Genomic DNA, 24,839 nt, shown 5'->3' on the forward strand with positions numbered 1-24,839 from the left:
GCCGGTGGGCGGCGCCTGACGGCGACAAGCAGCTCAGCGCCTGGGGTGCCCGGGGAGTCGCTCAACGCTGCAAAGCAGCTTGTCGTCGCTGTTCTTCTCGTATTCGGCCATCGATCGATATCCAGTGGCATTCCAATACTGCGGCTGCTTCGGGTCCAGGCTCAGGACGATCACGCCAAAGCCGCACGGCGTTCCTTGCAAGACGAAAACTGCTTCTTGCTCAGAGCCGTCGGATTCTTTCTTGAGCATCCGATAAGGCGTTTTCCTGCAGGCCGCAAAGGGTGTGCGCCACTCGATGACCTTGCTCTGTACCGACAGCTTTCCAAAGCACTGCCTGCCGGTGCCTTGATATTCGCCGACGAACGGAAGATCGGCTGCCAGCACGGGTCCGGCGAGCATCAGGCCAAGCGCGCCCAGAAGCGGGAAATCAAATCTCGTCATTTGCATGCGGCGGCATCGCGTTGTTGGATCACGTTGATCGCATAGTCAAGTTTTTGGGAATATCGGGGATCTCCCGTGTTGTACCGGTTCGCTACCGTCATTGAAGTCAAAGGCATCCACCGCGTGATGACCTTCTGCATGGAAGCCTTCCGGTAATTTAAAGTCTGCCCGGGTCGAAGTACATGGGCAGATGGATTCATCTTCTTCATGACCTCGACGGTGCTGCCTCGAGCCTTGGCAATCTTCTCGATGGTGTCGCCCGGCTGGACTGTGGCTTCGTAAATCCTGATGTCCGCATCGGTAACGCTGCGGGTTTCGAAGCTGGCCGAGCGCATGAGCAGATAGCCAATGCCCGCGCGAATGTTCTGTGCCGGTTCGGCTCGGACGCGATTGGCCGACAGGTTCATCTGCGGCGGCAATATCAGCTCGCCGCCCTTGTCCTTTGCCAGGAGATCGCTCAGGCCCGGATCGTTGTACATCCCGATCTGGATGGGGTTGGATTTCCACAGCTCCTTGTTGGCACCCGTCTCTACCCACACCATCGCCTTGACGAGTTGCCAATTCAGCGGTGTGTAGCCTGCCTTGCCGGAAAGATGGCGATTGAACTCGTTGACTGCCAACTGGATTTCGCAGTCGTAGACGTCCCAACTGTCATCCGATTTGCCGATGTCGTCCTGCCACTTTTCAAAACCGGACTTTGGCTTGGGCGTGGCGTGCCTGCCCTCCGTATGGCGCGCTCGGTGTGCGGCTTCGGTCATTCGATCCCCCCTGTCTTTTGGTTTGCTCTTGAAAGCGTTCGCGCATATGGACCTCGTGCGTGGCAAGAAGAATCCATCGCTCAGAACTGCGGCGTATTGTGGTTTCCGCTCGTTTCAGAATGACGAACGCTGCAAAGCCAAGAGCCGCGGAAACGCCGGCTTGCTCGCTCGGCTGGAAGCGAGCCGATCCATTCAGGGTTATCGGAAGCTTGTGGCGCCGACTCAGCGCCGCCGCTCCACATACGGCCGCGCCTGCAGCAGCACGATACGGTCGCCCACGGTGGCCCACTCGATGTCCTGATCGACCGCGTTGAAGGTGCGCTTCACCGCAGCGCCCACGTTCGCCAGGCGCACCACCAGCTCATCGGTCAGTACGTTGCGCCCGGCTTCCACCGGCACCTCTTTCACCCCGCCCTCCTTGTCGAGCTGCAGCGAGGTTTCCTCGGCCGACCGGCTCAGCACCTGGATCGCCTTCGACCAGCTCGAATACATCACCTGCTCCGCCACGCGCTGCCCCTCGACCACACGGATGCCGATGCCGCGCTTGGCCGAGATGTAGGTGACATGCGGATGCCCCGCGTCGAACGGGTCGCGGGTGATCATCACGCCGGCGTTGGTCGAGTCGATGGCGGTCTGCACGAACACGCCCATCAGCACCGACTCGGCGCCGAAGCCCGCGGCGCTGCGAGCTTCCCAGGCTTCGGGGTTGAAGACCGAGGCCCAGACCTTCTTCACCGCAACTTCGAGCGCGTCGCCGGTCTTGACGTTGGGCACCGTGGTGTAGAGCCCCGCGCCGCTGAAGCCGGGCAGGTCTTCGGAGTTGGACGAGCTGCGCACGAACACGCCACCACCGCCGAGCTGCGACTGCCACGCGGCGCGCCATGCCGCCGCGGTGGCGGCATCGACTGGCCATTGCACGATCTCGTCGCGCAGCTGCGCCAGCGCTTTCTGGCGAATCTTCGGGTCGCTTGCGAAGCCGGGCTGCTGCTGCATGCGCGCGATGCGCTCGGCAAGGCCGTTGGCGCGCATGAAGCGGTCGTAGTGCGCGAACGGAATGCAGAAGCCGTCGGGCACCGAGGTGCTCGGAATGTGCGCGGCCAGCATGGCCCCGAGGTTCGCGGCCTTGGTGCCGCACTGCGCGTTGTTGCGCGCACGCAGTGACGCCAGCGGCAGCAGGCGGGTTTCGCGCAGGTCGGGCTTGATGGCGCGCACGCTGCCGGGCGTGGCGCCGGTGGACGCTGTGCGCGCGGCGCGCGGTGGCAGCGCCGCGATCTCTTCAGGCGTAAGGAGGCGCACCTGGTAGCCCGAGGCAGCCACCTTCAACGCGACCCATTGGCCCGCGTGCGCTTTCAGCACCGTGGCGGCGTCGCGTACATAAGCGTTCGGAATGCCCCAGCCCTTGGCCAGCAGGTTGACGTGCGAGAGCGCGGTCGAGGGCCGCTCGGTCAGCACGCCCGCCACCGGCGGCAGGCTGATCGGCACCTGCCTCAGCACGGCGATGTCGTCGGGCAGCAGCGCGTTGATGCCGGATTCGTCGTCCACGATGCGCACGCGGCCGGTGGCGGTGCCCAGGTTCATCGGCAGGAAGGGCTGCTCGCGGATCAGCGCCTCCTGGCTCACGGAGTCGATGCCGGCTTCCTTCGCCACGCGTTCGTGCAGCGTGGAGTTGGTCTTGAACTTCACCGGCGCGAAGAAGCTGGCCTTGACCTGCTCGTCGGCCTGCCGCAGCAGCGGCGCGGTGAGCCGGTCGCCCTCCCAGAACTCGTAGGTGAAGGTGCCGATGTTCTGCTGCCAGCTCAGCGTGCCGAACAGGAAGCGTCGGTCGGGCACGAGGTAGTTGCGGTCGATCTCGCGCTTGGCGGTGCTCGACGCCAGCCGGGTGTCGCGCAGGAAGCGCACGTGCAGTTGATAGCGCGGCGTGTCGATGTAGTACATGCGCGCCGGCCTGGCCTGCCGGTCGATGGCGAACAGAACGTGCGCGAGCTGCATGGGCGTGCCGGCGTCGTAGACGCGCGCCATCTGGTCGAAGTCGCTTTGGCCGCGCAGCGCGGGCAGCGACGACGGCACCGCGGGGCGCGGCACGAGCTGCGCGGCCGGGCCTTCGGGCTGCGGCTGGTTCTGCTGCTGGTAGTAAGACGGCTTGCGCGCCAGCTGGGCAATGGCGGTCGCGGGCATGGCCGCAAAGGTCGCCAAGGCCACGAGGCACAGCGCAGTCACGCTATTGTTTCGGGAGCGCGCGACGCTTGTGCGGCATGCGTTCTTCTGGTTTTTCATGGGTATCCCTCCTTACAGCCGGTTGCCGATTGCACGCGCGCTTCACCAAGCAGTGGACAGGCGGTGACAGCGGCAGCGGATTCTCGCGCGTTACAAACACAGCGCTTTCGCATCGTCCCGAGGATCAGAGAACAACGCCATGAGCCAACCCGCCCTTTCCATGCTTTACGCCCCGCGCCGATGGCTGCTCGGCTTGGCGCTGCTGTGCGTCGGCCTCGCGGCCAGCGCGCAGCAGGACCCGCCGGGCCGCGTCGCCCGGCTCAACCTCCAGCAAGGCACGGTGAGCTTCGCGCCGGCCGGCGAAGACAGCTGGTACGACGCGCAGCCCAACCGCCCCATCACCACCGGCGACCGCCTCTGGACCGACCGCAACGCGCGGGCCGAGCTGTACATCGGCTCGGCGGCACTGCGGCTCGACGGGCAGACGCACGTGGAGTTTTCCGAACTCGACGACGACACGGCGCGCATCACATCGAACCAGGGCAACCTGCAGCTGCGCGTGCGCGACGAGCTGGTGGGCCAGCGCGTAGAGGTCGACACCGGCAACATTGCGGTGGTGATCGACGAGCCGGGCGAATACCGAATCGCATCCGATCCGGCCGCCGGCACCACCTGGGTGGCGGTGGCCTCGGGCCGCGTCACGCTCTACGGCGACAGCGGCCAGTCGCAATCGCTGGGCGCGCGGCAGCAGCTCACCGTGTCGGGCCGCGACCTTTCGGCCGTGGGCGGAGCGCCGCAGCAGACCGGCGGTTTTGAAGCCTGGGTGGCCGAGCGCAACCGCCTCGAAGACCAGTCGGTCTCCGCGCGTTATGTGTCGCGCGAGGTGGTCGGCTACCAGCAACTCGACAACTACGGCGACTGGCAGAGCGACGCCACGTATGGCGACGTCTGGTTCCCGCGCAACGTCGATGCCGACTGGGCGCCCTACCGTGACGGCCAGTGGGTCAATGTCGCGCCATGGGGGCTTACCTGGGTCGACGCCGCGCCGTGGGGCTTCGCGCCCTTCCACTACGGCCGCTGGGCGCGCGTGGGTCCGCGCTGGGGCTGGGTGCCGGGGCGCCCGAACGGGCGGCCGGTGTATTCGCCGGCGCTGGTCGGCTTCGTGGGTGGCGGTGCCAACGCGGGCGTGCAGATCGGCAACGGCCGCAACGGCGTGGGCTGGTTTCCGCTGGCCCCGGGCGAGCAATGGCGCCCCGGCTACCACGCGAGCCAGCGCTATATGGACCAGGTGAACCGCACGGCCATCTACAACCGGCAGGCCCGCAACGACTTCTATGCCAACCAGCAGATGCCGGGCGCCGTGACCGTGCTGCCCGCCGACCGCTTCGGCCGCGGCACCTTCGGGCGGCGCGACCTGGTGCGGCTGCCCGACGACCGCTTCTCGCGCGGACCGGTGGCGCCCACGCCGGGCATCGCCATCAACGGCTTCGGCGGCGGCTTCGGCCGGCCCGCCGCCGTGATGCCGCCGGCTGCGGCGCTGATGGCGCGGCAGCAACAGCAAGCCCAGTTCCAGCAGGCGCAACAGCAGCAGTTGATGCAGCAACGCGCGGCGCAGGCCGCACAGATCCAACAACAGCAGCAGCTGCAGCAACAACAGCAGATGGAATGGCAACGCCAGCAGGGCGGGCGTCAGCAACAGGAATGGCGCCAACAGCAGGATTGGCGGGCACAACAAGACTGGCGCCAGCGCGGCGAGCAGGAGCGCTGGCAACAGCAACAGCAGCAACAACAACTGCAGGCCCAGCAGCAACAGGCGCTGCGTCAACAGCAGGAAATGCAGCAGCGCGCCGCACAGGCGCAAGCCCAGCAGCAGCAACAATTGCTTCAACAACAGCAAATGCAGCAGATGCAGCTCCAGCAACAGCGCGCGGCCCAACAGCAGGCCTTGGCCCAGCAACAGATGCTTCGCCAGCAACAGGAAATGCAGTTGCGCGCCGCGCAGGCGCAGCAGCAGGTGCAAGCCCAGCAGCAGGCGCAGCAGAACGCGATGCGCCAGGCGCAGGAGGCCCAGCTGCGTGCACTCCAGCAGCAGCGCGGCATCGCGCCCCAACCGCAGCCGCAAGGCCAGCGCAGCGACGATCCGCGCAGGCTCTGGACCTCGCCGGACTCGCGCTGAGAACAGCCCTCCGCAAGCCCCGCTGAAAGCGCTGCCTTCGCCCCGCCGCTACAGTCGGCGGCCAAGGAGCAAGCCTTTCATGCCCACATTCGACTTCGATCTCTTCGTCATCGGCGGCGGCAGCGGGGGCGTTCGCGCCGCTCGCATGGCGGCGCACACCGGCGCCCGCGTTGCCATCGCCGAGGCCGCCGAACTCGGTGGCACCTGCGTCAATGTGGGCTGCATTCCGAAGAAGCTCTACAGCTATGCGGCCGGCTATGCCGAATCCTTCGAGGAAGCCGCGGGCTTCGGCTGGAAGCTGCACGGGGCGCCGCAGTTCGACTGGGCGCACCTCAAGTCGCAGCGCGCAAAAGAGATCACGCGGCTCAACGGCATCTACGCCTCGCTGCTGAAGAACTCGGGCGTCACGCTCGTCACCGGATGGGCGCAGCTGGTCGATGCCCACACGGTGGAAATCGATGGCCGGCGCCACACCGCGCGCCACCTGCTGGTCGCCACCGGCGGCACGCCCTTCGTGCCCGACATTCCAGGCCGCGAGCACATCGTGACCTCCGACGCGATGTTCGACCTCGACCCGTTCCCCAAGCGCCTGCTGGTGGTGGGCGGCGGCTACATCGCCTGCGAATTCGCGTCGATCTTCAACGGGCTAGGTTCCAAGGTCACGCAGCTGCACCGCCGCGCGCACCTGCTCACAGGCTTCGACGACGACGTGCGGCAGTTCCTGGCGAACGAGATGGGCAAGGCCGGCGTCGACGTGCGGCTGAACTGCGAAGCCGCCTCGGTCACGCGCGGGCCGCACGGACTCACGGTCACCCTGGCGCGCGGCCAGCAGATCGAGGCCGACACGGTGCTCTTTGCTACCGGCCGCGTGCCCAACACGCAGGGGCTCGGCCTCGAAGCGGCGGGCGTGAAGCTCGACGAGCGCGGCGCGATCGCGGTCGATGCGCACTACCGCAGCTCGGTGCCGTCGATCTACGCGGTGGGCGACGTGTCCACGCGCGTGCAGCTCACGCCAGTGGCACTGGCCGAAGCGATGGTGGTGGTCGACGAGCTCTTCGGCAAGGGCAAGCGCCGGCTCGACTACGAGTTCATTCCCACTGCCGTTTTCACGCACCCGAACATCGGCACCTGCGGCTACAGCGAGCTCGACGCGCGCGCGAAGTTCGGCGATGTCACCGTGTTCTCGAGCGAGTTCAAGTCGCTGCGCCACACGCTGTCGGGCCGCAGCGAGCGCACGTTCATGAAGCTGATCGTGGACAAGGCGAGCGACCGCGTGGTGGGCCTGCACATGGTAGGTGCGGACGCGGGCGAAGTCGTTCAGGGCTTTGCGGTGGCAATGCGTGCAGGCGCAACGAAGGCGCTGTTCGACAGCACCGTGGGCATCCACCCCACGGCCGCCGAAGAATTCGTGACGATGCGCGAACCGATGCCCGGCTAGCCGCGCACCGCCTGCTGCTTGCCTTCGAGCAGCTTCACCATCACGAACAGCACACGATTGGCCGGCGTGGGCACGCCCAGCGCCTCACCGCGCCGTACGACCAGTCCGTTGAGGTGGTCGATCTCGCTGAGCTTGCCGCGCGCGAGGTCTTGCGCGGTCGACGAATACTGCGAGGGCATGCTCTGCGCGATGCCGCGCACGGCGGCGTCGGTATCGCCGGGCACTTCGACGCCTTCGGCCTTCGCGACAGCGAGGCATTCGGCCACCACGTCGCGGATCACGTCGGTCACGCCCGTGCCCTTCACGAGCACACCGTAGGGCAGCTGCGTGACGGCCGAGAGCGCGTTGTAGGCGCAGTTGAGGATCAGCTTGGCCCACAGCGAGCCGCGCACGTTGCCCGATATCTGCGTGGGCACGCCTGCGGCAACGAGATGCTGCGCCACCTGTTCGCTCATGCGCGAAGGCGCGATCACCAGCTCGCCGCGCCCGTGGTGCTTCACATGGCCCGGCCCCGCCATCTCGGTCGCCACGTAGACGACCGCCGCGGCAACCCCGTTCGACGGCAGCACCGAGCGCACACGCTCGTCGTTGTCCACGCCGTTCTGCAGCGTGAGCACCAGTGCGCCGGGCTCTAGATGCGGCTTGATCTGCTCGGCGGCCGCTTCGCTGTCGGTCGACTTCACGCAGAACAGCACGAGGTCTGCGCCCTGCACCGCGTCGGCCTCGGTGCTCGCAGCCACCTTCACGAATTCGTCGAAAGCCTTGGTCTCCAGCCTGAGCCCCTTGGCGTTGACGGCCTCCACGTGCGAAGGCCGACCGATCAGCACCACCTCATGCCCGGCGCGCGCCAGCATGGCCCCGTAGTAGCAGCCGACTGCGCCGGCGCCCATGACTGCGACTTTCATCGGTTCGATTCCTTGGTTGTCGCGGCGATCATGCCTCGGTCTCCACGCCGCGCGATTTCAGACCTTCGTCCAGCAGCCATTCGCGAAATGCTGCGAAGGCCGGCAGGTCGAGCCGGTCGGGCCGGTAGCAGAGGTAGTGCCCCTGGTTCACGCTCACCGGCGTGCCGCAGGGGCTCAGCAGCGAGCCTTCGGCGAGTTCTTCCTGCACCAGCAGCTTCGGCACGAGGCCGATGCCCAGCCCGTTGAGCGCCGCCTGTATCAGCGCCGAATACTGCGCGAAACGCGGGCCGGCCACCGTCTGCACTTCGGGCACGCCGTGCTGCGCAGCCCATTGGCGCCACGCGCCGGGCGCGCCCTCGTGATGCAGCAGCGTGTGGCCGACGATGTCGGCGGGCTGCGCGATGCGGTGCCGCCCCTCGACCAGCGAGCGCGCCACGATCAGCACGAACTCGCGCCCCGCGATGTATTCGGACACCACGCCGGGCCAGCCGTCGGGGCCGTAGCGGATCGCGGCGTCCACGCCCGCCGGAATGCCGTCGCTCGGCTCCAGGTGGCGGCTGAAGCTCAGCATCACGTGGCGGCTTTTCTGGCTGAAGGCGGGCAGGCGCGGAATCAGCCACTTGGTAAGGAAGGTGGGCACGCTCGCCAGCGTGAGCAGGCCGGCACCGGCGTCGCCCGAGCGCGCCTCGAAGGTTGCGGTTTCTATGGCGCGCAGGCCGCCCGAGATCTTCTGCCAGTACACGCGCCCCTGCGGCGTAAGCTGCACGCCGCGCCCGTTCTTCTGCAACAGCTCGCGGCCAAGGAAGGCCTCGAGCCCCGCGATCTGCTTGCTGACAGCGCTCACGGTGATGCACAGGGCGCCAGCCGCGAGCGTGATGCTCTGGTGGCGCGCCACGGCATCGAAGGCCAGCAGTTCCTGGATGGTGGGGCAGTCGCGCTTCATGCATGGCTCCGCTTTGTGAAAGCCGCATGAAAAACGCTTTCCGATTGCTCAAGTGTCGTCATCCAACTTTCACCCATAAGTTCGCATGCGGTTCCTAGAATTCGAGACAACGCGGCGGCATGTCCGGCGCGAACAGTAGCGCATCCGGAAAGTATGCCGGGTGTCCATGACATTGGAGACAACCTTGGTTCGCGGCATCTCGCTCATCTACGGCCTGTACCTGCTGCTGCCCATCGCCTTGCTGCTGGTCGGCAGCGTGGGCGGCAACTGGACCAACACGCTGCTGCCCACGGGCATCACGGGGCAGTGGTATGTCGACCTCTGGCTCGACACCTCCTTTCGCAAAGCCTTCGTGAGCAGCCTCGTGGTTGCCATGGCGGCCTGCGCCATCAACACCGTGCTGGCGCTGCCGCTGGCCTATGCGCTGTACCACGGAGCGCGGCGCGGCGGCAGCCTGGCGGCGCGCATCGTGAGCGCCACGCCGGTGGCGGTGCCGGCGATCACGCTGGCCTTCGGCTACATGATCGTGTTCAACACCGACCTCGCGCCCTGGCTGGGCTCGATGCCGCTGCTGATCGCGGCGCACGCGATCCTCACGCTGCCCTACCTCACGAACACGCTGCTGACCGACCTGCGCCACCTCGACCTCGGCCGGCTCGAACAGGCGGCAGCCACGCTCGGCGCCTCGGGCTGGCAGCAGTTCACGGGCATCGTGCTGCCGAGCCTGCGGCAGAGCCTGATCAGCGGGCTGGTGATGGTGGCGGCCATTTCGGTGGGCGAATTCGGCGTGTCGAACCTGCTCACGAGCTTCCAGAACCGCACCTACCCGGTGGTGCTGCTGCAGGCCTTCTACGGCGCAACGGGCTTTGCCTGCGCGGCCACGGTGATCCTTCTTGTGCTGGCCAGTGCGTCGGCGCTTCTTTCTTCTTCCCTTGTAAAGCAGCGCGCATGAGCCTTCTGTTCGACAACGTCAGCTACAACTACCCCGGCAGCACGCACGGCCTGCACGACGTGTCGCTCGACGTGCGCACCGGCGAACTGGTCGCGGTGATCGGGCCGAGCGGCTCGGGCAAATCAACGCTGCTGAAGCTGGTGGCGGGCCTGGAGACGGGCCACACCGGCCGCATCATGCTCGGCGGCGAAGACATGTCGCGCACGCCGGTGCACCAGCGCCACATCGGCATGGTGTTCCAGAGCTATGCGCTCTTTCCGCATTTGAGCGTGCTCGACAACGTGGCCTACGGGCTCAAGCTGCGCAAGGTGGCGACGGCCGAGCGGCGCAAGCGCGCGCAGGAACTGCTCGACATCGTGGGGCTGGGCGACTTCTCGCAGCGCGCCGTGGCGCAGCTCTCGGGCGGACAGCAGCAGCGCGTGGCATTGGCCCGCGCGCTGGCCATCGACCCGCGCGCCCTGCTGCTCGACGAGCCCCTGTCGGCCCTCGACGCCAGCGTGCGCGGCCATCTGCGCGACCAGATCCGCTCGATACAGCAGCGCTTCAACGCCACCACGCTGCTGGTCACGCACGACCAGGAAGAAGCGCTGGTAATGGCCGACCGCGTGGCCATGCTGAAAGACGGCCGGCTGCTGCAGATCGCCACGCCGCGCGAGATCTACGAGAACCCCGCGAGCCGCGCGGTAGCCGAGTTCGTCGGGCTGTCGACGATCCTGCCCGCGAAGGTGGCAGCGCCGGGCCGGCTGGACCTGGGCTTTGCCGAAGTCTTCGCCGACACCGGCCACCGCCCCTTCGGCACCGCGCTGCATGTGCTGGTGCGCCCCGAACACATCCGGCCCGACCCGGCGCCCGACGCCGTGAATCGCCTCGCTGGCCGCATCGGCGCGCAGCGCTACCTGGGTGCGCTCACGCGCTACGACTTCGAGGTGCCGGGCGCGGGAAAGCCCTTCCTCGCCGAGTCGGCAGCACCCGCTGCAGAAGCCATCGCCATCGCGCCCGAACACCTTCGTTTACTTGACCACTGACCTTTTCCTTCAAGGAGCCACCATGCAACGCAGACATCTGATCCAGGCCGCCGGCGCACTGCCGCTGGCAACCCTCGCGGCCCGCACCGCCTTCGCCTTCGACGGCCCCGAGCTCTACGCGGGCGAGAAGGCGCTGTACGCCGAGGCGCAGAAGGAAGGCCTGTGCGTCTCCTTCGACACCGGCCCCGAATGGGCCAACTGGAAGTCGCTGTTCCGCGACTTCAAGAAGCGCTACCCCGAGATCGAGCTGACCTACAACGACATCGGCTCCGCCGCCACCGTGGTCGCGCTCGAAAAGACCAAGCGCCGCCCGCAGGCCGACACCGCCTACTACTTCGCAGCCTCGGCCGTCGATGCCGCCAAGAAAGACGTGGTCGCGCCCTTCAAGCCCGTCAACTTCGACAAGCTGCCGCCCGTGTTCCGCGAGGCCGAGGGCCGCTGGTTCACCATCCACACGCTCAACATCGCCTTCCTGGTCAACAAGAAGCTGGTGAAGACCGTGCCCACCGGCTGGGCCGATCTGCTCAAGCCGGAGTTCAAGAGCACGGTGGTGTATCTCGACCCGCGCTCCACCGGCATCGGCCAGGTGCTGACCTTTGCAGCGGCATATGCCAACGGCGGCAGCGTCGACAACGTGCAGCCCGGCACCGACTACCTCGGCAAGCTGCATGCGGCCGGCAATGTGCTGCGCGTTGAGGGCACGACGCCGTACGCCAAGTTCCTGAAGGGCGAGATTCCGGTGTGGATCAGCTACGAGAACGACGGCCTCAAGGCCAAGCACGTCGACGGCATGGGCGATGCAGTGGAAGTCGTCATTCCGAAGGAAGCCAGCGTGGCCGCACCGTACGCCATCAGCCTCGTGAAGAACGGCCCGAACCCGAACGCCGGCAAACTGTGGCTCAACTTCATCATGAGCGAGGCCGGCCAGTCGCTGTTCGCACAGGGCTTCGTGCGTCCGGCCGTGCCGGGCACGCCGCTGAGCGCCGACGTGGCGGCCAAGATGCCGGCCGCGCCGCAGATCAAGCCGCTCGATGTGGTGAAGGCCTCGGAGCGCAAGGCCGAAGTCGACAAGCTCTGGGCGCAGGCCGCGCTGGGCAAGTAAGCAGGCCGTGATGCGACGCTTTGGCGCCTGGCCCGCATGGGCCTTCATGGCGCTTTTCTTCGCGGTGCCGCTCGCGGCGCTGCTGCCCGAAGCCTTCGCCGAGGGCGGCAGCGCCTTCGGGCGGCTGTTCGGCAACCCGCTGTTCCTGGGCGCACTGCGCAACACGCTGGGCCTCGGCCTTGCGGCGGGCGCGATGTCGGCGCTGGTGGGTACCTGTATCGCCATCGAGCTGGCGCGCCAGCCCGAAGGCCGACGCCAATGGATGATGACCCTGCTGGGCCTGCCGCTGGCCTTCTCGGGGCTGGTGATTGCCTACGGCTTCATCCTGGCCTTCGGCCGCGCGGGCTTCGTGACGCAGCTGCTCGCGGGCCTCGGCGGCGACCCGGCGGCCATCGGCAGCTGGATCTACAGCGTGTCGGGCCTGGGCTTCGCCTATGCCTACTACCTGATTCCGCGCGTGGCGCTGTCGCTGTACCCGGTGTTCGCCAACCTCGACCTGCGTCCGGCGCAGGCGGCGCGCACGCTGGGCGCTTCGAAAGCGCGCGCCTTCTGGGACACGGTGGTGCCCGAGGTGATGCCCTCGGTCTTGTCGAATGCCTGCATGGTGGCCGCGATCGCGATGGGCACCTACGGCACGGCGCTGGCGCTGGTGGGCACGCAGCTGAACATCCTGCCGCTGATGCTGCTCGCGCAGGTGGGCGATGGCGGTTCCGATTTCGCGGTGGCGGCGGCCTTGTCGCTGGTGCTGATGGTGGTGTGTGTGATCGTGATGGGAGTAGGCGATGTCTTTACGCGAAGGCGCGAGCGTGGTGCTGTCGGCGCCGGTCACTGAGGCGCTGGTGCGCCTCGCGCAAAAGCAGCGGGGGCCCGAGCGCTACCGCCAGCCGGTGGCCATCATCGGCCCGGGCGACGGCGGCCCGGCCGAATGCGAAGCCGCCCACGCGGTGGCGCATGCGCTGGCCGGCGCGGGCATGTCCGTGGTCTGCGGCGGACGCGGCGGCGTGATGGCCGCGGCCTCGCGCGGGGCCGCGGAGGCCGGCGGTGTCGTCGTGGGCATCCTGCCCGAGGACGACGACCGCAACGCCAATGAATGGCTCAGCGTGGCCATTCCCACCGGCATGGGCGAGATGCGCAACGGCATCGTCGCGCGCAGCGGCGTGTGCCTGGTCGCCATCGGCGGCAACATGGGCACGCTGTCGGAAATGGCGCTGGGGCTCAAATGGGGCAAGCCGGTGTTCGTGATGCATGGCGACGTGGCGCTGCCCGGCGCGGTGCAGGCCACGGACGTAGAAGACATGCTCACGAAAGTGCTCGCCTGCCTGCTGGCCTGACTGCCCCCGGCTGAAGCGGCGGGCGCATTGCACAATGCCGTCATGCCCTACATGCCCACCTTTGTCGCTCCCGCCCGCTTCACCGATGCCGCCGCTGCACTCGAACAGGTCAAGGCCATCTACCAGGGCGGCCTCGCCCATCTGCGCGAATCGATGCTGCGCTTCGTTGCCGGCGAGGCACTGCCGGGCCGGGTGCGGGCCTGCTACCCCTTCGTGCGGGTGCACACGCACACCGTCTCGCGCCACACGCCGCCGGCCAACGCCGGCCTGAGCTACGGCTTCGTGGCCGGCCCGGGCCGCTACGAGACCACGCTGACGCGGCCCGACCTGTTCTCGCGCTATTACCTCGACCAGTTCCGCCTGCTGCTGGAAAACCACCAGGTCGAGCTCGAGGTGGGCACCAGCACGCAGCCCATTCCCATCCACTTCTCCTTTGCCGAGAACGATCACATCGAAGGCACCATGAGCGCCGATCGCCGCGCCCTCATGCGCGACGTGTTCGACCTGCCCGACCTGGGCGTGATGGACGACGGCATCGCCAACGGCACCTACGAGGCGCGCGACGGCGAGGCGCAGCCGCTGTCGCTCTTCACGGCCGCGCGCGTGGACTACTCGCTGCACCGCCTGCGCCACTACTCCGGCACCGCGCCCGAGTGGTTCCAGAACTTCGTGCTGTTCACCAACTACCAGTTCTACATCGACGAGTTCGTGCGCCTGGGCCACGAGGCCATGGCCGACGAGAACAGTGAGTACGTCGCCTTCATCGAGCCCGGCAACGTGGTCACGCGCCGGCGCGGGCTTGCCGCAGGTTCGAGCGCCACCTACGGCCACCTGCTCGACGGCAGCCAGGGCACCGCGCCGCCGCGCCTGCCGCAGATGCCGGCCTACCACCTGGTGCGCGAAGACTGCAGCGGCACCACCATGGTCAACATCGGCGTCGGCCCGGCCAATGCCAAGACCATCACCGACCACGTCGCCGTGCTGCGCCCGCATGCGTGGATGATGCTGGGCCACTGCGCCGGCCTGCGCAACACGCAGCAGCTCGGCGACTACGTGCTGGCCCACGCCTACGTGCGCGAAGACCACGTGCTCGACGAAGAGCTGCCGCTGTGGGTGCCGATTCCGGCGCTGTCCGAAATCCAGCTCGCGCTGGAGAAGGCCGTGGCCGATGTCACTCGCTACGAGGGCCCCGACCTGAAGAAGATCATGCGCACCGGCACGGTGGCCAGCACCGACAACCGCAACTGGGAGTTGCTGCCCGGCAACCAGCCGCAGCGCCGCTTCAGCCAGAGCCGCGCGGTGGCACTCGACATGGAAAGCGCGACCATCGCGGCCAACGGCTTCCGCTTTCGCGTGCCCTACGGCACCCTGCTGTGCGTGAGCGACAAGCCGCTGCACGGCGAGATCAAGCTGCCCGGCATGGCCAACCACTTCTACCGCGAGCGCGTGGAGCAGCACCTGCGCATCGGCATGCGGGCCATCGAGATCCTGCGCGAAGAGGGCTCGACGCGGCTGCACAGCCGCAAGCTGCGCAGCTTTGCCGAGGTGGCGTTCCAGTAAGAAGAAGGGCTTCTGGAGGGCCCCGGCAGAGGTCGGGCCCTCAGGGTTTGTCCTGCCCGCCACCGCGCGGGATTGCGCCGTTTCGCGGACATCATCCGGTTTACCCCACAGCAACCGGAAAGAAGATGACCCAGTCGCGTTCCGTTCCCCTCTCCCGCCGCAGCTTCTCTGCATGGATCGCGGCCTCGGCCGCAGCAGCAGGCGGGGGACATGCCGCACTGTGGCCGCGCGCCGCCCACGCCGCCGACGCACCGGTGAGCAGCAAGCTGCGCATCGTGATTCCCGCCAACGAAGGCGGCGGCTGGGACCAGACCGGGCGCGCGCTCGGCGCCGCGATGCTGGCGTCCGGCGCGGTCGGCGGCGTGGTGTACGAGAACATCGGCGGCAAGGGCGGCACCATCGGCCTGGCGAAGTACGTCGAGAAATACGATGCCGACCCCGACACGCTCTTGATGAGCGGCATGGTCATGGTCGGTGCGGTCGCGCTGCAGAAGCCCACCGTCACCATGGCCAACATGGCGCCGATCGCCCGCCTCACCAGCGACTACGAAGTGGTGGCGGTAAAGGCCGATTCGCCCATCAAGACTCCCAAGGACCTGATCGCACAGTTGCGCGCCGATGCAGCCAACACCGTCATTGCGGGCGGCTCGGCCGGCGGCGTGGATCACATGTACGCCGGCATGCTGGCGCGCGTGGCCGACGCCTCGCAGTCGCTGGTCTACCAGGCGCACCCTGGTGGCGCGGAGGTGGTCGAGGCGCTGGCAACCGGCAAGGCCGCGGCCGGCATCTCCGGCTACAGCGAATTCAGCGAGGGCCTGGCCAGCGGCAAGCTGCGCGCCATCGGCGTGTCGTCGAAGCGGCCATTCCAGGGCATCGCCTCGGTGCGCGAGCAGGGCGTGGAAGCCGACCTTGCCAACTGGCGCGGCGTGCTCACCGGCCGCAAGGTGCCGCCGTACCGCAAGGCGGCGCTGCTGACGGTGGTGCGGCGTGCCACCGCCACCGATGTGTGGCAAAAAGCCATCAAACAGAACAACTGGGACCCCTTCTGGATGGAGGGCAAGGACTTCGAGAATTTCCTCGAAACCGACACCGCAATGGCCGGCCCGCTGATCTATCTGCTCAAGCTGAAAGCCTGAGAGCGCTCGTTCCCGCGGGTTTTCCCTAGGCCGCAAAGGCAAGGGATTGACACGTTTTTCGGACATCATCCGGTTACTTTTACAGGGAACTGGAAACAAAATGTCGCATTTCGTGCCGACCGGCCTCTCTCGCCGCAGCCTTGCGGCATGGATCGCATCGACAGCTGCCGCGGGCGCAATGCCCGCAGCGCTATGGCCCACGATGGCCAGCGCGGCCGAACCGCAGCTCGCTACCAAGCTGCGCATCGTCATTCCCGCCAACGAAGGCGGCGGCTGGGACCAGACCGGCCGCGCGCTCGGCGCCGCGATGATCGCGTCGGGCGCGGTGGGCGACATCAGCTACGAGAACATCGGCGGCAAGGGCGGCACCATCGGCCTGGCGAAGTACGTCGAGAAATACGATGCCGACCCCGACACCCTGTTGATGAGCGGCATGGTCATGGTCGGCGCGGTAGCGCTGCAGAAGCCCGCCGTCACGATGGCGCAGGTCGCGCCGGTGGCACGGCTCACCAGCGACTACGAAGTGGTGGCGGTGAAGGCCGACTCGCCTATCAAGACGCCCAAGGACCTGATCGCGCAACTGCGCGCGGATGCCGCAAAGACGGTCATCGCCGGCGGCTCGGCCGGCGGCGTGGACCACATGTATGCCGGCATGCTGGCCCGCGTGGCCGGCAACGCGGGGGCGCTGGTCTACCTGCCGCACCCCGGCGGCGCACAGGTGGTCGAGGCGCTCGAAACGGGCAAGGCAGCCGCCGGCATCTCGGGCTACAGCGAATTCAGCGATCACCTGGCCAGCGGCAAGCTGCGCGCCATCGGGGTTTCGGCCAAGCGCCCGTTCCAGGGCATTCCATCGGTGCGCGAACAGGGCGTGGACGCCGACCTCGCCAACTGGCGCGGCGTGCTCACCGGCAAGAAGGTGCCGGCCGAGCGCAAGGCCGTGCTGCTCGAAGCCGTGCGCCGCGCCACCATGGCCGATGTCTGGCAAAAGACCATCAAGCGCAACAACTGGGACGCGTACTGGATGGCGGGCAAGGACTTCGAGAGCTTCCTCGATCTCGATACGGCAATGGCCGGGCCGCTGATCTACCTGCTCAAGCTGAAGGCCTGATCCTTCGGCACTTCACGCGAAGAGTTCCGGCATTTCGCGCTGCGCCTTCGGCGTGAGCGTGAGCGCCCGCCCATCGAGCTCCTGCCGCACCCATCCGCGGCGCAGCGACAGCTGCAACCATGCGGCGCCCAGCGCGCCACCCAGGTGCGGGCGGCGCTCGCTCCAGTCGAGGCAGGCACAGGCGAACCGGCGGCGAGAGCGGCGCACCGCATCGACCTCGACGCCCAGGCTCTCCAGCGCGATCGCGCCTTCGGACGTGAGTTCGTACGAGCCGCTCTGCAGGCCACTGAGCCAGCCCTGCGCATGCAGCCTGTCGTGCAGCGCGACGCCCGCCGTGCCCGCCATGTGGTCGTAGCAGGTGCGCGCGCTGCGCAAGCGGCTCGGCGTGTTCGGCTTGAACTCGGGCGTGCGCGGCGCGCCGGCTACCACCATCAGGCTTTCGAGCGCGGCAGCGACGTCGTCGTTGGCGAGGCGGAAGTAGCGGTGCTTGCCCTGCACCAGCAGGTCGACCAGCCGTTCGTCCTTCAGGCGCGCGAGGTGCGCGCTGGCGGTCGAGGCGGCCACTTCGGCCACGGTGGCGAGTTCAGTGGCGGTGCGCGCGTGGCCGTCCATCAGGCAGCTCAGCATGCGGGCGCGCGCCGGTTCGGCGATGGCGCCGGCCAGGCGGGCCAGTTGGAAATCGGCGGATGAAGCGGTGGTGTCCATGCGCTCATCGTAAGACGGCGGAGCATCCGACACTTCGTTCGCGGACGAAGTGTGGCGGCGGCTTCGATCGCACACTGCGGCCATGAACTCAAGCCACAGTGCCACCCTCGCCGACATGCCCGCCGACCCGGTCGGTGCCGTCACGCATGCCGATCCCTATCCGTACTACGCCGCACTGCGCGACGGGCCGCCGCTCGCGTGGAACGAGAAGCTGCGCCTTTGGGTTGCGAGCCGCGCTGACGTAGTCGAAGAGGTGCTGCTCGCGCACGGCGCGTTGCGCGTGCGGCCGCCCGCCGAGCCGGTGCCGCGCGCCATCGTGGGCAGCGCGGCCGGCGAAGTGTTCGGCCATCTGGTGCGCATGAACGACGGCGTGGCACATCAGGCGCATCGGCCCGCTCTGCAACGAGCACTGGCCGGACTCGACCTGAACGCGGTGCATGCGGCGGCCCTGCAGGTGGCGCTGCGTGTGCCGCAGCAGCAACCTCTGTCCGACACGCTGTTCTCGATGCCTGTGCAGGCCGTCGCGCATCTGCTCGGCTTTATCGACGACGCGCTGCCGCAGGTGGACCGGTGGATGCGCGACTTCGTGGCCTGCCTGTCGCCGTTGTCCACGCCCGAGCAGTTGCAGCGTGCGAGCGCCGCCGCGGGCGAGTTGATGACGCGCTTTGAAGTTCTGGTGGCAGGCGAGCCGCCACGGCACGGCACGCTGCTCGCGGCCGTGCTCGCCGAAAGTGCGGGCGATGCAACGCTGTCGCGCTCGCTGCTGGCAAACGTCGCCGGCCTGCTGTCGCAGACCTGCGATGCCACGGCGGGCCTGGTCGGCAACAGCCTGATAGCGCTGATGCGCGAGCCTTCGCTGCGCACGTCGACTCATGCACGCGATGGCCTGCAGGCCGTCATCGAAGAAACCGCGCGGCATGACCCATCGGTGCACAACACGCGGCGCTTTGCCGCCGAAGCCGTCACCATCGCCGGCACGCCGCTGGCCGCAGGCGATGCGGTGCTGGTACTGCTGGCCTCGGCAAATCGCGATCCTGCGTTCAACCCCGATCCCGACCGCTTCATGCTTGTGCGCGCCCGCCGCCGCATGCTCGGCTTCGGCCACGGCATGCATGCATGTCCCGGCCAGGCCTTGGCGTGCACGCTGGCGGCGGCCAGCCTCGATGCCCTGCTGCGCCGCGCGCCCGACCTCGATGCGCAGCGCCTGCGCGGCTGGAGCTACCGGCCGTCGGTCAACGGGCGCATCCCCGTGTTCCACTGACCCGTGCCCGCCAGGTGGGGCGACAGTTGCGCATCGCCCCATCGCAGCGGCAATGCTCCCGGACGGCGCAGCGCATGCGTGACATGGAAGCGCATCAGCCGCTCCGCGCCTTCGAACTCGGCAACCTCAGGCCCGTCCCAAATGATCTCGGCCGTGACTGCCACATGCAGCAGATCGCCGCTGTCGAAGTCGACGAACAGCAGCCCCGCGCGCGGATGCGCCGCCAGGTTGCCGAGCGTGTTGAAGAAGCGGTTGCCGTTGAAGTCCGGCACGGTGAGTACGTCATCGCCGTCGATGCGCACGAAGCCCGGGCGACCGCCGCGGTGCGACACATCGACGCCGTGCGAACTCGCATCGGCTTGGTCGCCCGCCGCCGCCTCGTTCGGATAGGCGGTGGCGATGAACAGCGTGTCGGCACTGCCGATAAGACGGTGCGCCGCCAGGTCGAGCTTGTCGAGCCATTGCGCCTGCGGCGGCACATCGGCACGCGGCGCAACGAACACCGGTTCGCGCGCCTGGATGTAGCGCGGGCAATTGCCGAAGCTCTGCTGCACCGCAACCATGAAGCCCGCGTCATCGAGCGCCTCGACCGTGCCGTTCATGCGGTTGCGCCGCCGTGTGTGCGGCTGGATGCCGAGCAGGCCCAGCGTGGCGCCCTGCTTCAACTGGCCGGCGAGCGGATCGCCTGCGGCGGGCAGTGCATCGACGCGCAGGTGCGTGGCATCCGTCGAATGCACGAAGCCAGCGGGCGCCGCGAGCACGCTGGCCCAGGGCTGCATATCCGCGTCGAGACTGCCGACCACGAGGAACGGCAGCAGCCCGAAGAACTCGCGGTGCTGGTCAGGCATGTAGTCGCGAATGACGCGAGGCCCAGCCACCTCCATCTGCTCGCGCGAACCCGCCAGGGCCTGCAACGCCCGCTCGCCCGCATGAAACGGCGCGGCGATCATGCGACCGCTGCCAGCCCGATGGGCGTGCGCACCATTGGTACGAAGCCCGGCAAGGCTTCCACGCGCTCGAGCCAGCCGCGCACGTTCGGGTAGGCATCGAGCGCCACACTGCCTTCGGGTGCATGCGCCACATAGGCGTAGTTCGCGATGTCGGCCAGCGTGGCGCCAGGACCGGCGAGAAAGGGCTGCTGCTGCAGGTGCATCTCCATCACCGAGAGCAGCGCATGCGAGCGCTTGACGGTCTCCGTCGGGTCGGTGGTGTGGCCGAACAGCGCCATGATCCGCGCGGCCGCCGGGCCGTACGCCAGCGGCCCCGCCGCCACCGAGAACCAGCGCTGCACACGCGCCGCACCGACAGCGTCGCGCGGCATCCAGCGCGCGGGGTCGGGCGCATAGCGCTCGTTGAGGTAGACCAGGATGGCGTTGGAGTCGGCCAGCGTGAGGTCGCCGTCCTCGATCACCGGCACCTGGCCGAATGGGTTGCGCGCCAGGAACTCCGGCGCGCGGTTGTCGCGCTTGCGCATGTCGATTTCGATGCTCTCGAAGGGTAGGCCGAGCATCGCGAGGAACAGCCGCACGCGATGCACGTGGCCAGAGAGCGTGGTGCCGTAGAGCTTGATGGGCTGGGCGGGGCGATTGGCGGCTGCGGCGTTCATGGAGGCGTTCCTTTTCTTCAATTACTGGTGCGATGTCCGGATTCTTCTCTCTTGCATTGAATGAATGAATAGCCTTTTCTGTATTTGACTGCTGCGTTTTCCGGTTTAATCGTCCGATGGATCGTTTCAAGGCCATGCAGACCTTCGTGCAGATTGCCGACCAGGGCAGCCTGACCCGCGCCGCCGAGGCGCTCGGCACCTCGCTGCCCGCGGTGGTGCGCTCGCTCGCCGCGCTGGAAGCGCACTTGGGCGTGCGCCTGTTCCACCGCACCACGCGTCGCCTTTCGCTCACCGAGGAAGGTCGCCACTACCTGTCGAGCGCACGCGAGGTGCTGCTCGCGGCCGACGCCGCCGACCTTGCGCTGAAGGCCGAGGCGCGTGAACCGGCGGGCCAGCTCACCATCACCGCGCCGGTGCTCTTCGGCCACATGTACGTGGCGCCCGCCATCGTGCGCTTCATGCAGCGCTACGAAAAAGTGCGCTGCAGCGTGCGGCTGTACGACCGCACCGTGAGCCTGCTCGAAGAGGGCATCGACGTCGGCATCCGCATCAGCCCGCTGGAAGATTCATCGCTGGTCGCGCAAACGCTGGGCACCATCCGCCGCGTGGTGGCCGTGAGCCCCGACTACCTGGCGCGGCACGGCACGCCAACGCATCCGCGCGACCTGAACGGCGCGCCCTGCGTACGAGGCCGCGTCGACGCGCCGGCGCAGTGGCTGTTCCACGAAGGCGGCAAGACGATCAGCGTGACGCCGAACAACCGCCTGGAGTTCAACCACCTCGCGCCGGCCATCGAGTCGTGCGCAGCGGGCATGGGCTTCGGCACCTTCTTCTCGTACCAGGTGATGCCGCACGTGGCGCAGGGTCGGCTGAAGCTGGTGCTCGAAGACTTCGAGCCGCCGCCTCGGCCGGTAAGCGTGATCTATCCCAATGCGCGGCTGCTGCCCGCGCGCACGCGGGCGTTCATCGAATGGATGAAGATGGAGTTCAGCGGGCTCAGGCTCTAGGTGCAGTTGCAGTTACGGGGCAACTCGCGGCTGTCGAGCAGGCAGATTTCCGAATCCTGCTTCAGCACCGGCCAGCCGTCGCGCTCGAGCTGTCCGGTCACGGCCGATACGCGCGATGTGAATTCCTCCAGGGATTCGCAGCTGCGCAGCGTCACGAAGCATGTGCAGGCTTCCTCACGGAGGCTGTCTCGAGACAGCTGCGCGCCGTGCGCCTCGCACAGCTGCTGCAGCGCAGACATGTCGCACTGCTGCTGACGCAGCTTGCCGCGCCACTCGAAATACTGGCCGGCGCAGTCGAGCTGTTCGGCGTCCTGCACGGGCGCATCGACCTTCACGCCCAGCACTGCCATGCCCGCCCGCGCCAGCCATTGCGCCAGTGCCATCGCTTCGGCCTTGGCTTCTTCGAGATCGGCGCGCAACCAGGCGGTAGCCGAGAGCTGCTGGTTTCGCTTGCCGCTGTTGTCGTGGTGATGGTCGATCAGCAGCGGCCGCAGCCCGATCTGTTCGCACACCTCGACGAATAACGGAATCTGCGATTCGTGCGGCACACCGCAGGTCAGGTGAAGTTCCAGCCTGCTCTTCATGGCACGACCACCGGCGCAGGCAAGGGCAGGCCATCGCAGAGCGCGGCGGCATCGCTCGCCATGCTGTGCACCGCCTCTTCGAGGCCAAGATTCAGCACCGACATGAACTCGCCGTTGGCGCTGGCCCAGTTGGTGCGCGTGCCCATGCCGTGGTACTGGCGCAAGACTGTCTCGCCGCCGGGCAGGCGGTAGTTCACCTTGAGCACGACGTGCGAGACCAGGTTCAGATCGACCGACCACGCGTGGGCCAGGCGCAGGGCCACGTCCGCAGTCACCTGCCTGGCACCGGCGCGCGCGGGTGGTGTGCCCAGCACCGTCTGGAACCCGTAGCGGCTCGTCGACTGCAGCGCGCCGCGCGTCCATCCGGTGGCGTCGCCGCTGCGCAGCGACTGCACGGACCGGGGCGTGGCATGCACCGTCGGCAACATCACGGTGAGGTTGCCGGCATTGGCCTTGTTGCTGCGCGCGTCCTCGATCGACGGCAGGTACAGCGTGCAGCCGCGCGCGAGCCGCAGCGACGCGACCGGCACGCTGTTGGGGCGCTCGGCCGGCTCGGGTGCCGGCTCGAAAACCATGGAGAGCGGCTCGCTCTCGGTGACGGCATGCGAGAAAGTGGGCATGGTGCAGAGCGCAGCCAGTGTCGTGGCGATGGCAAGTCCTTGGCGTGGCCTCATGGGGCGGTGTTCCTGACCGAATACATAGCGCCGTCCTGGTCGCGGAACAGCACGCGGCCCGGTTGCTCGTCGAAGCTCTGGCCGGCCAGAGTCACCCACGAACCGTTGACATTAAAGCGCGCAGTCTTAACGCCACCTGAACGGGCGCCGGCAATGTCGAGTGCGACCGCATGCAGGGTCTGTGCCATCGACTCGCGCATCACGCCGCGCAGCACCTGCCCGTCGTTCGCGGTGAGCCTTCGCAGCACGGCGGCGCGCGCGGTGCCGCCGACAGGCGTCTGGAAGATGGCCGAGGCGCGGTAGCTCGGCTCGCTGCGGCCGTCCTGCCAGAGCAGGGCCGAGGTGCGCGTGGTGAAGGCACCCAGGCCGGGCTCAAGCGCGTACTGCAACAGCAGCACCATGTAGGCGGGACCGGTTTTCGTGGCGGCGATGCGGGCTTCCTGTTCGGCCTTCAGCGGCATGGCCGCGAGCACCTGCGAGGAACGGATCTTCAGCGGGAACGAGCTCGGCTCGGCAAGCAGCGTGGTCAGCGCCTTGCCCGCCTCCACGCGATAGTCGTAGTCGAGCAGCGGGCCGACGATGGCCTGCACCTCGGCGCTCATCTCCTTCTGGCGCGTTTGCTGCACCGACGAGTCGATCAGCGCGCCGATCAGCCCGCCGCCCGTGGCCGCGCTCACGCCGGGAGGCTGCGCGGAGAACATGAAGCTCTCCTGCGCGACGACGACGCGTACATCGACTTCCTGGACCTTGTTGCGGTCCGCAGCCGCCAGGGGCCGATGAAAAGGTGCGCAGGCGCCGAGCAGCAGCACGACCGACAGCGCCAACCAGAAACGCAGCATCCTTGGGCCTCCCACCGCGCAATGCAATTGGGCGTCGATTGTGAGGCCGCCGGGGCGCGGTTCGACTCGGGTTATCGAGGGCTTGGAGCGCCCGTGATTTTCAGGTGACTGCGTCAGAATGGTTGCGTGCCGTCCATCACCTCTTCCGCTTCACCCCCTCTGTTCCACGCCAGCCATCTGCACAAGCGCTATGGCCACACCACGGTCGTCGACGACCTGTCGTTCGAGATCGCGCCCGGCGAGTGCCTGGGTGTGATCGGCCCGAACGGTGCAGGCAAGACCACCACCATCCGCATGTGCCTGGGCCTCACAGCACCCGACGGCGGCGATATCTCCGCACTGGGGCTGCAGATGCCGCGCGACGCGCTGGCCATCAAGGCACAGCTTGGCGTGGTCACGCAGTTCGACACGCTCGACCCGGATTTCAGCTGCGCCGAGAACCTCGTGGTGTACGGCCGCTACTTCGGCTTCAGCAAGGCGCATGTGCGCGCACGCGTGCCGCAGCTGCTGGAGTTCGCTGCGCTGTCGCACAAGGCCGATGCGAAGCCGGGCGAGCTCTCGGGCGGCATGCGGCGGCGGCTGTCGCTGGCGCGTGCGCTGGTCAATGACCCGAAGCTGCTGCTGCTCGACGAACCGACCACCGGGCTCGACCCGCAGGCGCGGCACCTGATGTGGGAACGGCTGCAGGTGCTGCTGCAGCAGGGCAAGTCGATCTTGCTGACCACGCACTTCATGGACGAGGCAGAGCGCCTGTGCTCGCGCCTGCTGGTGCTCGACCACGGCCGCAAGATCGCCGAAGGTCGCCCGCGCGATCTGATCGCCGAGCACCTGGAGCCCGACGTGGTCGAGGTGTATGGCAACGGCGCGCTGTCGCTGGCGGAATCGCCCGAGCTGAAGGCGATGGCGGCGCGCGTGGAAGTCAGCGGGGAGACGGTTTTCTTCTACACGCAGGACGCGCGGCGGCTGCTGGATGCGCTGACGCAGCACAGCGGCCTGCGCACCTTTCATCGGCCGGCCAATCTGGAGGACCTGTTCCTCAAGCTCACAGGCCGCCAGATTCGCGAGGACGGCTAG

Annotated in this window: 24 protein-coding genes; 13 read left to right on the forward strand and 11 right to left on the reverse strand. The window is 67.8% G+C overall.

All coding sequences use genetic code 11. From position 1 onward, the window contains the following. Window positions 1–33: 33 nt before the first annotated feature. The 3 genes from ACSFCA_RS16390 to ACSFCA_RS16400 form a co-directional block, all read right to left on the reverse strand. Window positions 34–447 (reverse strand): hypothetical protein, encoded by a 414-nt coding sequence (locus ACSFCA_RS16390; RefSeq protein ID WP_258352487.1) that lies wholly within the window; start codon window positions 445–447, stop codon window positions 34–36. Beyond that, window positions 438–1,199: a LysM peptidoglycan-binding domain-containing protein gene (locus ACSFCA_RS16395; protein ID WP_435460515.1), complete on the reverse strand. Its 762-nt coding sequence runs from the start codon at window positions 1,197–1,199 to the stop codon at window positions 438–440. The genes ACSFCA_RS16390 and ACSFCA_RS16395 overlap by 10 nt, the downstream gene beginning before the upstream one ends. A gap of 222 nt (window positions 1,200–1,421) precedes the next feature. Further along, the gene (locus tag ACSFCA_RS16400) at window positions 1,422–3,473 is read right to left on the reverse strand and encodes a PEP/pyruvate-binding domain-containing protein (RefSeq protein WP_435460514.1); all 2,052 of its coding nucleotides are present in this window, start codon (window positions 3,471–3,473) and stop codon (window positions 1,422–1,424) included. A gap of 139 nt (window positions 3,474–3,612) precedes the next feature. On the opposite strand from ACSFCA_RS16400, the gene ACSFCA_RS16405 reads away from it, so the two are divergent. Both ACSFCA_RS16405 and gorA read left to right on the forward strand, forming a co-directional pair. Next, complete coding sequence (locus ACSFCA_RS16405; protein ID WP_435460513.1) at window positions 3,613–5,589, forward strand: DUF6600 domain-containing protein; 1,977 nt, start codon at window positions 3,613–3,615, stop codon at window positions 5,587–5,589. A gap of 79 nt (window positions 5,590–5,668) precedes the next feature. After that, window positions 5,669–7,027, forward strand: coding sequence for a glutathione-disulfide reductase (gorA, locus tag ACSFCA_RS16410; RefSeq protein WP_435460512.1), 1,359 nt, complete (start codon window positions 5,669–5,671; stop codon window positions 7,025–7,027). Here gorA and ACSFCA_RS16415 read toward each other — a convergent pair. Together ACSFCA_RS16415 and ACSFCA_RS16420 are read right to left on the reverse strand one after the other, a co-directional pair. After that, window positions 7,024–7,932, reverse strand: coding sequence for a ketopantoate reductase family protein (locus ACSFCA_RS16415; protein WP_435460511.1), 909 nt, complete (start codon window positions 7,930–7,932; stop codon window positions 7,024–7,026). The genes gorA and ACSFCA_RS16415 overlap by 4 nt on opposite strands. 28 nt (window positions 7,933–7,960) lie before the next feature. Beyond that, window positions 7,961–8,875, reverse strand: a complete 915-nt coding sequence (locus tag ACSFCA_RS16420) for a LysR substrate-binding domain-containing protein (protein ID WP_435460510.1) — start codon at window positions 8,873–8,875, stop codon at window positions 7,961–7,963. A 166-nt stretch (window positions 8,876–9,041) separates the two neighbouring features. Between ACSFCA_RS16420 and ACSFCA_RS16425 the strand changes: the two genes are divergently transcribed. The 8 genes from ACSFCA_RS16425 to ACSFCA_RS16460 all read left to right on the forward strand — a co-directional run bounded on the left by ACSFCA_RS16425 (window position 9,042) and on the right by ACSFCA_RS16460 (window position 17,089). Continuing rightward, window positions 9,042–9,827, forward strand: a complete 786-nt coding sequence (locus tag ACSFCA_RS16425; protein WP_258352481.1) for an ABC transporter permease — start codon at window positions 9,042–9,044, stop codon at window positions 9,825–9,827. Beyond that, entirely contained in the window at window positions 9,824–10,852 is a 1,029-nt protein-coding gene (locus tag ACSFCA_RS16430; RefSeq protein WP_258352480.1) for an ABC transporter ATP-binding protein, read from the forward strand. Before ACSFCA_RS16425 ends, ACSFCA_RS16430 begins: the two co-directional genes overlap by 4 nt. Window positions 10,853–10,874: 22 nt before the next feature. Beyond that, on the forward strand, window positions 10,875–11,954 hold the full coding sequence (locus ACSFCA_RS16435) for an extracellular solute-binding protein (RefSeq protein ID WP_258352479.1): 1,080 nt from the start codon (window positions 10,875–10,877) through the stop codon (window positions 11,952–11,954). A gap of 10 nt (window positions 11,955–11,964) precedes the next feature. Beyond that, the gene (locus ACSFCA_RS16440; RefSeq protein ID WP_435460509.1) at window positions 11,965–12,786 is read left to right on the forward strand and encodes an ABC transporter permease; all 822 of its coding nucleotides are present in this window, start codon (window positions 11,965–11,967) and stop codon (window positions 12,784–12,786) included. Continuing rightward, window positions 12,737–13,285: a TIGR00725 family protein gene (locus ACSFCA_RS16445; protein ID WP_258352477.1), complete on the forward strand. Its 549-nt coding sequence runs from the start codon at window positions 12,737–12,739 to the stop codon at window positions 13,283–13,285. Before ACSFCA_RS16440 ends, ACSFCA_RS16445 begins: the two co-directional genes overlap by 50 nt. Window positions 13,286–13,327: 42 nt before the next feature. Further along, the gene (locus ACSFCA_RS16450; RefSeq protein ID WP_097197760.1) at window positions 13,328–14,845 is read left to right on the forward strand and encodes an AMP nucleosidase; all 1,518 of its coding nucleotides are present in this window, start codon (window positions 13,328–13,330) and stop codon (window positions 14,843–14,845) included. Window positions 14,846–14,970: 125 nt separating this feature from the next. Then, the gene (locus ACSFCA_RS16455) at window positions 14,971–15,981 is read left to right on the forward strand and encodes a Bug family tripartite tricarboxylate transporter substrate binding protein (protein WP_435460508.1); all 1,011 of its coding nucleotides are present in this window, start codon (window positions 14,971–14,973) and stop codon (window positions 15,979–15,981) included. Window positions 15,982–16,081: 100 nt separating this feature from the next. Further along, the gene (locus tag ACSFCA_RS16460; protein ID WP_258352475.1) at window positions 16,082–17,089 is read left to right on the forward strand and encodes a Bug family tripartite tricarboxylate transporter substrate binding protein; all 1,008 of its coding nucleotides are present in this window, start codon (window positions 16,082–16,084) and stop codon (window positions 17,087–17,089) included. A 12-nt stretch (window positions 17,090–17,101) separates the two neighbouring features. Here the strand turns inward: ACSFCA_RS16460 and ACSFCA_RS16465 are convergent, their stop codons facing one another. Continuing rightward, window positions 17,102–17,794: an ArsR/SmtB family transcription factor gene (locus tag ACSFCA_RS16465; RefSeq protein WP_093058685.1), complete on the reverse strand. Its 693-nt coding sequence runs from the start codon at window positions 17,792–17,794 to the stop codon at window positions 17,102–17,104. A 115-nt stretch (window positions 17,795–17,909) separates the two neighbouring features. Between ACSFCA_RS16465 and ACSFCA_RS16470 the strand changes: the two genes are divergently transcribed. After that, entirely contained in the window at window positions 17,910–19,055 is a 1,146-nt protein-coding gene (locus ACSFCA_RS16470) for a cytochrome P450 (RefSeq protein WP_435460538.1), read from the forward strand. Here the strand turns inward: ACSFCA_RS16470 and ACSFCA_RS16475 are convergent. Beyond that, a complete protein-coding gene (locus tag ACSFCA_RS16475; protein WP_435460507.1) occupies window positions 19,013–20,005 on the reverse strand; it encodes a flavin-nucleotide-binding protein in 993 nt (330 codons plus the stop codon). The genes ACSFCA_RS16470 and ACSFCA_RS16475 overlap by 43 nt on opposite strands. Next, the gene (locus tag ACSFCA_RS16480; RefSeq protein WP_435460506.1) at window positions 20,002–20,661 is read right to left on the reverse strand and encodes a glutathione S-transferase family protein; all 660 of its coding nucleotides are present in this window, start codon (window positions 20,659–20,661) and stop codon (window positions 20,002–20,004) included. The genes ACSFCA_RS16475 and ACSFCA_RS16480 overlap by 4 nt, the downstream gene beginning before the upstream one ends. A gap of 116 nt (window positions 20,662–20,777) precedes the next feature. Between ACSFCA_RS16480 and ACSFCA_RS16485 the strand changes: the two genes are divergently transcribed. Next, window positions 20,778–21,668, forward strand: a complete 891-nt coding sequence (locus tag ACSFCA_RS16485; protein ID WP_258352472.1) for a LysR family transcriptional regulator — start codon at window positions 20,778–20,780, stop codon at window positions 21,666–21,668. Here the strand turns inward: ACSFCA_RS16485 and ACSFCA_RS16490 are convergent. From ACSFCA_RS16490 to ACSFCA_RS16500, 3 genes are read right to left on the reverse strand one after another with little or no spacing between them, the layout of a single operon-like run. Next, window positions 21,665–22,252 (reverse strand): hypothetical protein, encoded by a 588-nt coding sequence (locus ACSFCA_RS16490; protein ID WP_258352471.1) that lies wholly within the window; start codon window positions 22,250–22,252, stop codon window positions 21,665–21,667. The two genes, ACSFCA_RS16485 and ACSFCA_RS16490, sit on opposite strands and share 4 nt — an antisense overlap. Continuing rightward, complete coding sequence (locus ACSFCA_RS16495) at window positions 22,249–22,926, reverse strand: hypothetical protein (RefSeq protein ID WP_435460505.1); 678 nt, start codon at window positions 22,924–22,926, stop codon at window positions 22,249–22,251. The genes ACSFCA_RS16490 and ACSFCA_RS16495 overlap by 4 nt, the downstream gene beginning before the upstream one ends. Further along, a complete protein-coding gene (locus tag ACSFCA_RS16500; RefSeq protein ID WP_435460504.1) occupies window positions 22,923–23,765 on the reverse strand; it encodes a hypothetical protein in 843 nt (280 codons plus the stop codon). Before ACSFCA_RS16500 ends, ACSFCA_RS16495 begins: the two co-directional genes overlap by 4 nt. A gap of 126 nt (window positions 23,766–23,891) precedes the next feature. Between ACSFCA_RS16500 and ACSFCA_RS16505 the strand changes: the two genes are divergently transcribed. Beyond that, window positions 23,892–24,839 carry an ATP-binding cassette domain-containing protein gene (locus ACSFCA_RS16505; RefSeq protein ID WP_258352468.1) on the forward strand — a complete coding sequence of 316 codons (948 nt, stop codon included), beginning with the start codon at window positions 23,892–23,894 and terminating at the stop codon, window positions 24,837–24,839.

This window comes from Variovorax multivorans (assembly GCF_051216835.1).
GTDB lineage: Bacteria > Pseudomonadota > Gammaproteobacteria > Burkholderiales > Burkholderiaceae_C > Variovorax.

Excerpts from the sequence above, each read along its gene's own strand:
- ACSFCA_RS16390 (WP_258352487.1), bottom strand. The coding sequence starts at position 447 with ATGCAAATGACGAGATTTGATTTCCCGCTTCTGGGCGCGCTTGGCCTG.
- ACSFCA_RS16395 (WP_435460515.1), bottom strand. The coding sequence starts at position 1,199 with ATGACCGAAGCCGCACACCGAGCGCGCCATACGGAGGGCAGGCACGCC.
- ACSFCA_RS16400 (WP_435460514.1), bottom strand. The coding sequence starts at position 3,473 with ATGAAAAACCAGAAGAACGCATGCCGCACAAGCGTCGCGCGCTCCCGA.
- ACSFCA_RS16405 (WP_435460513.1), top strand. The coding sequence starts at position 3,613 with ATGAGCCAACCCGCCCTTTCCATGCTTTACGCCCCGCGCCGATGGCTG.
- gorA (WP_435460512.1), top strand. The coding sequence starts at position 5,669 with ATGCCCACATTCGACTTCGATCTCTTCGTCATCGGCGGCGGCAGCGGG.
- ACSFCA_RS16415 (WP_435460511.1), bottom strand. The coding sequence starts at position 7,932 with ATGAAAGTCGCAGTCATGGGCGCCGGCGCAGTCGGCTGCTACTACGGG.
- ACSFCA_RS16420 (WP_435460510.1), bottom strand. The coding sequence starts at position 8,875 with ATGAAGCGCGACTGCCCCACCATCCAGGAACTGCTGGCCTTCGATGCC.
- ACSFCA_RS16425 (WP_258352481.1), top strand. The coding sequence starts at position 9,042 with ATGACATTGGAGACAACCTTGGTTCGCGGCATCTCGCTCATCTACGGC.
- ACSFCA_RS16430 (WP_258352480.1), top strand. The coding sequence starts at position 9,824 with ATGAGCCTTCTGTTCGACAACGTCAGCTACAACTACCCCGGCAGCACG.
- ACSFCA_RS16435 (WP_258352479.1), top strand. The coding sequence starts at position 10,875 with ATGCAACGCAGACATCTGATCCAGGCCGCCGGCGCACTGCCGCTGGCA.
- ACSFCA_RS16440 (WP_435460509.1), top strand. The coding sequence starts at position 11,965 with ATGCGACGCTTTGGCGCCTGGCCCGCATGGGCCTTCATGGCGCTTTTC.
- ACSFCA_RS16445 (WP_258352477.1), top strand. The coding sequence starts at position 12,737 with ATGTCTTTACGCGAAGGCGCGAGCGTGGTGCTGTCGGCGCCGGTCACT.
- ACSFCA_RS16450 (WP_097197760.1), top strand. The coding sequence starts at position 13,328 with ATGCCCTACATGCCCACCTTTGTCGCTCCCGCCCGCTTCACCGATGCC.
- ACSFCA_RS16455 (WP_435460508.1), top strand. The coding sequence starts at position 14,971 with ATGACCCAGTCGCGTTCCGTTCCCCTCTCCCGCCGCAGCTTCTCTGCA.
- ACSFCA_RS16460 (WP_258352475.1), top strand. The coding sequence starts at position 16,082 with ATGTCGCATTTCGTGCCGACCGGCCTCTCTCGCCGCAGCCTTGCGGCA.
- ACSFCA_RS16465 (WP_093058685.1), bottom strand. The coding sequence starts at position 17,794 with ATGGACACCACCGCTTCATCCGCCGATTTCCAACTGGCCCGCCTGGCC.
- ACSFCA_RS16470 (WP_435460538.1), top strand. The coding sequence starts at position 17,910 with ATGCCCGCCGACCCGGTCGGTGCCGTCACGCATGCCGATCCCTATCCG.
- ACSFCA_RS16475 (WP_435460507.1), bottom strand. The coding sequence starts at position 20,005 with ATGATCGCCGCGCCGTTTCATGCGGGCGAGCGGGCGTTGCAGGCCCTG.
- ACSFCA_RS16480 (WP_435460506.1), bottom strand. The coding sequence starts at position 20,661 with ATGAACGCCGCAGCCGCCAATCGCCCCGCCCAGCCCATCAAGCTCTAC.
- ACSFCA_RS16485 (WP_258352472.1), top strand. The coding sequence starts at position 20,778 with ATGGATCGTTTCAAGGCCATGCAGACCTTCGTGCAGATTGCCGACCAG.
- ACSFCA_RS16490 (WP_258352471.1), bottom strand. The coding sequence starts at position 22,252 with ATGAAGAGCAGGCTGGAACTTCACCTGACCTGCGGTGTGCCGCACGAA.
- ACSFCA_RS16495 (WP_435460505.1), bottom strand. The coding sequence starts at position 22,926 with ATGAGGCCACGCCAAGGACTTGCCATCGCCACGACACTGGCTGCGCTC.
- ACSFCA_RS16500 (WP_435460504.1), bottom strand. The coding sequence starts at position 23,765 with ATGCTGCGTTTCTGGTTGGCGCTGTCGGTCGTGCTGCTGCTCGGCGCC.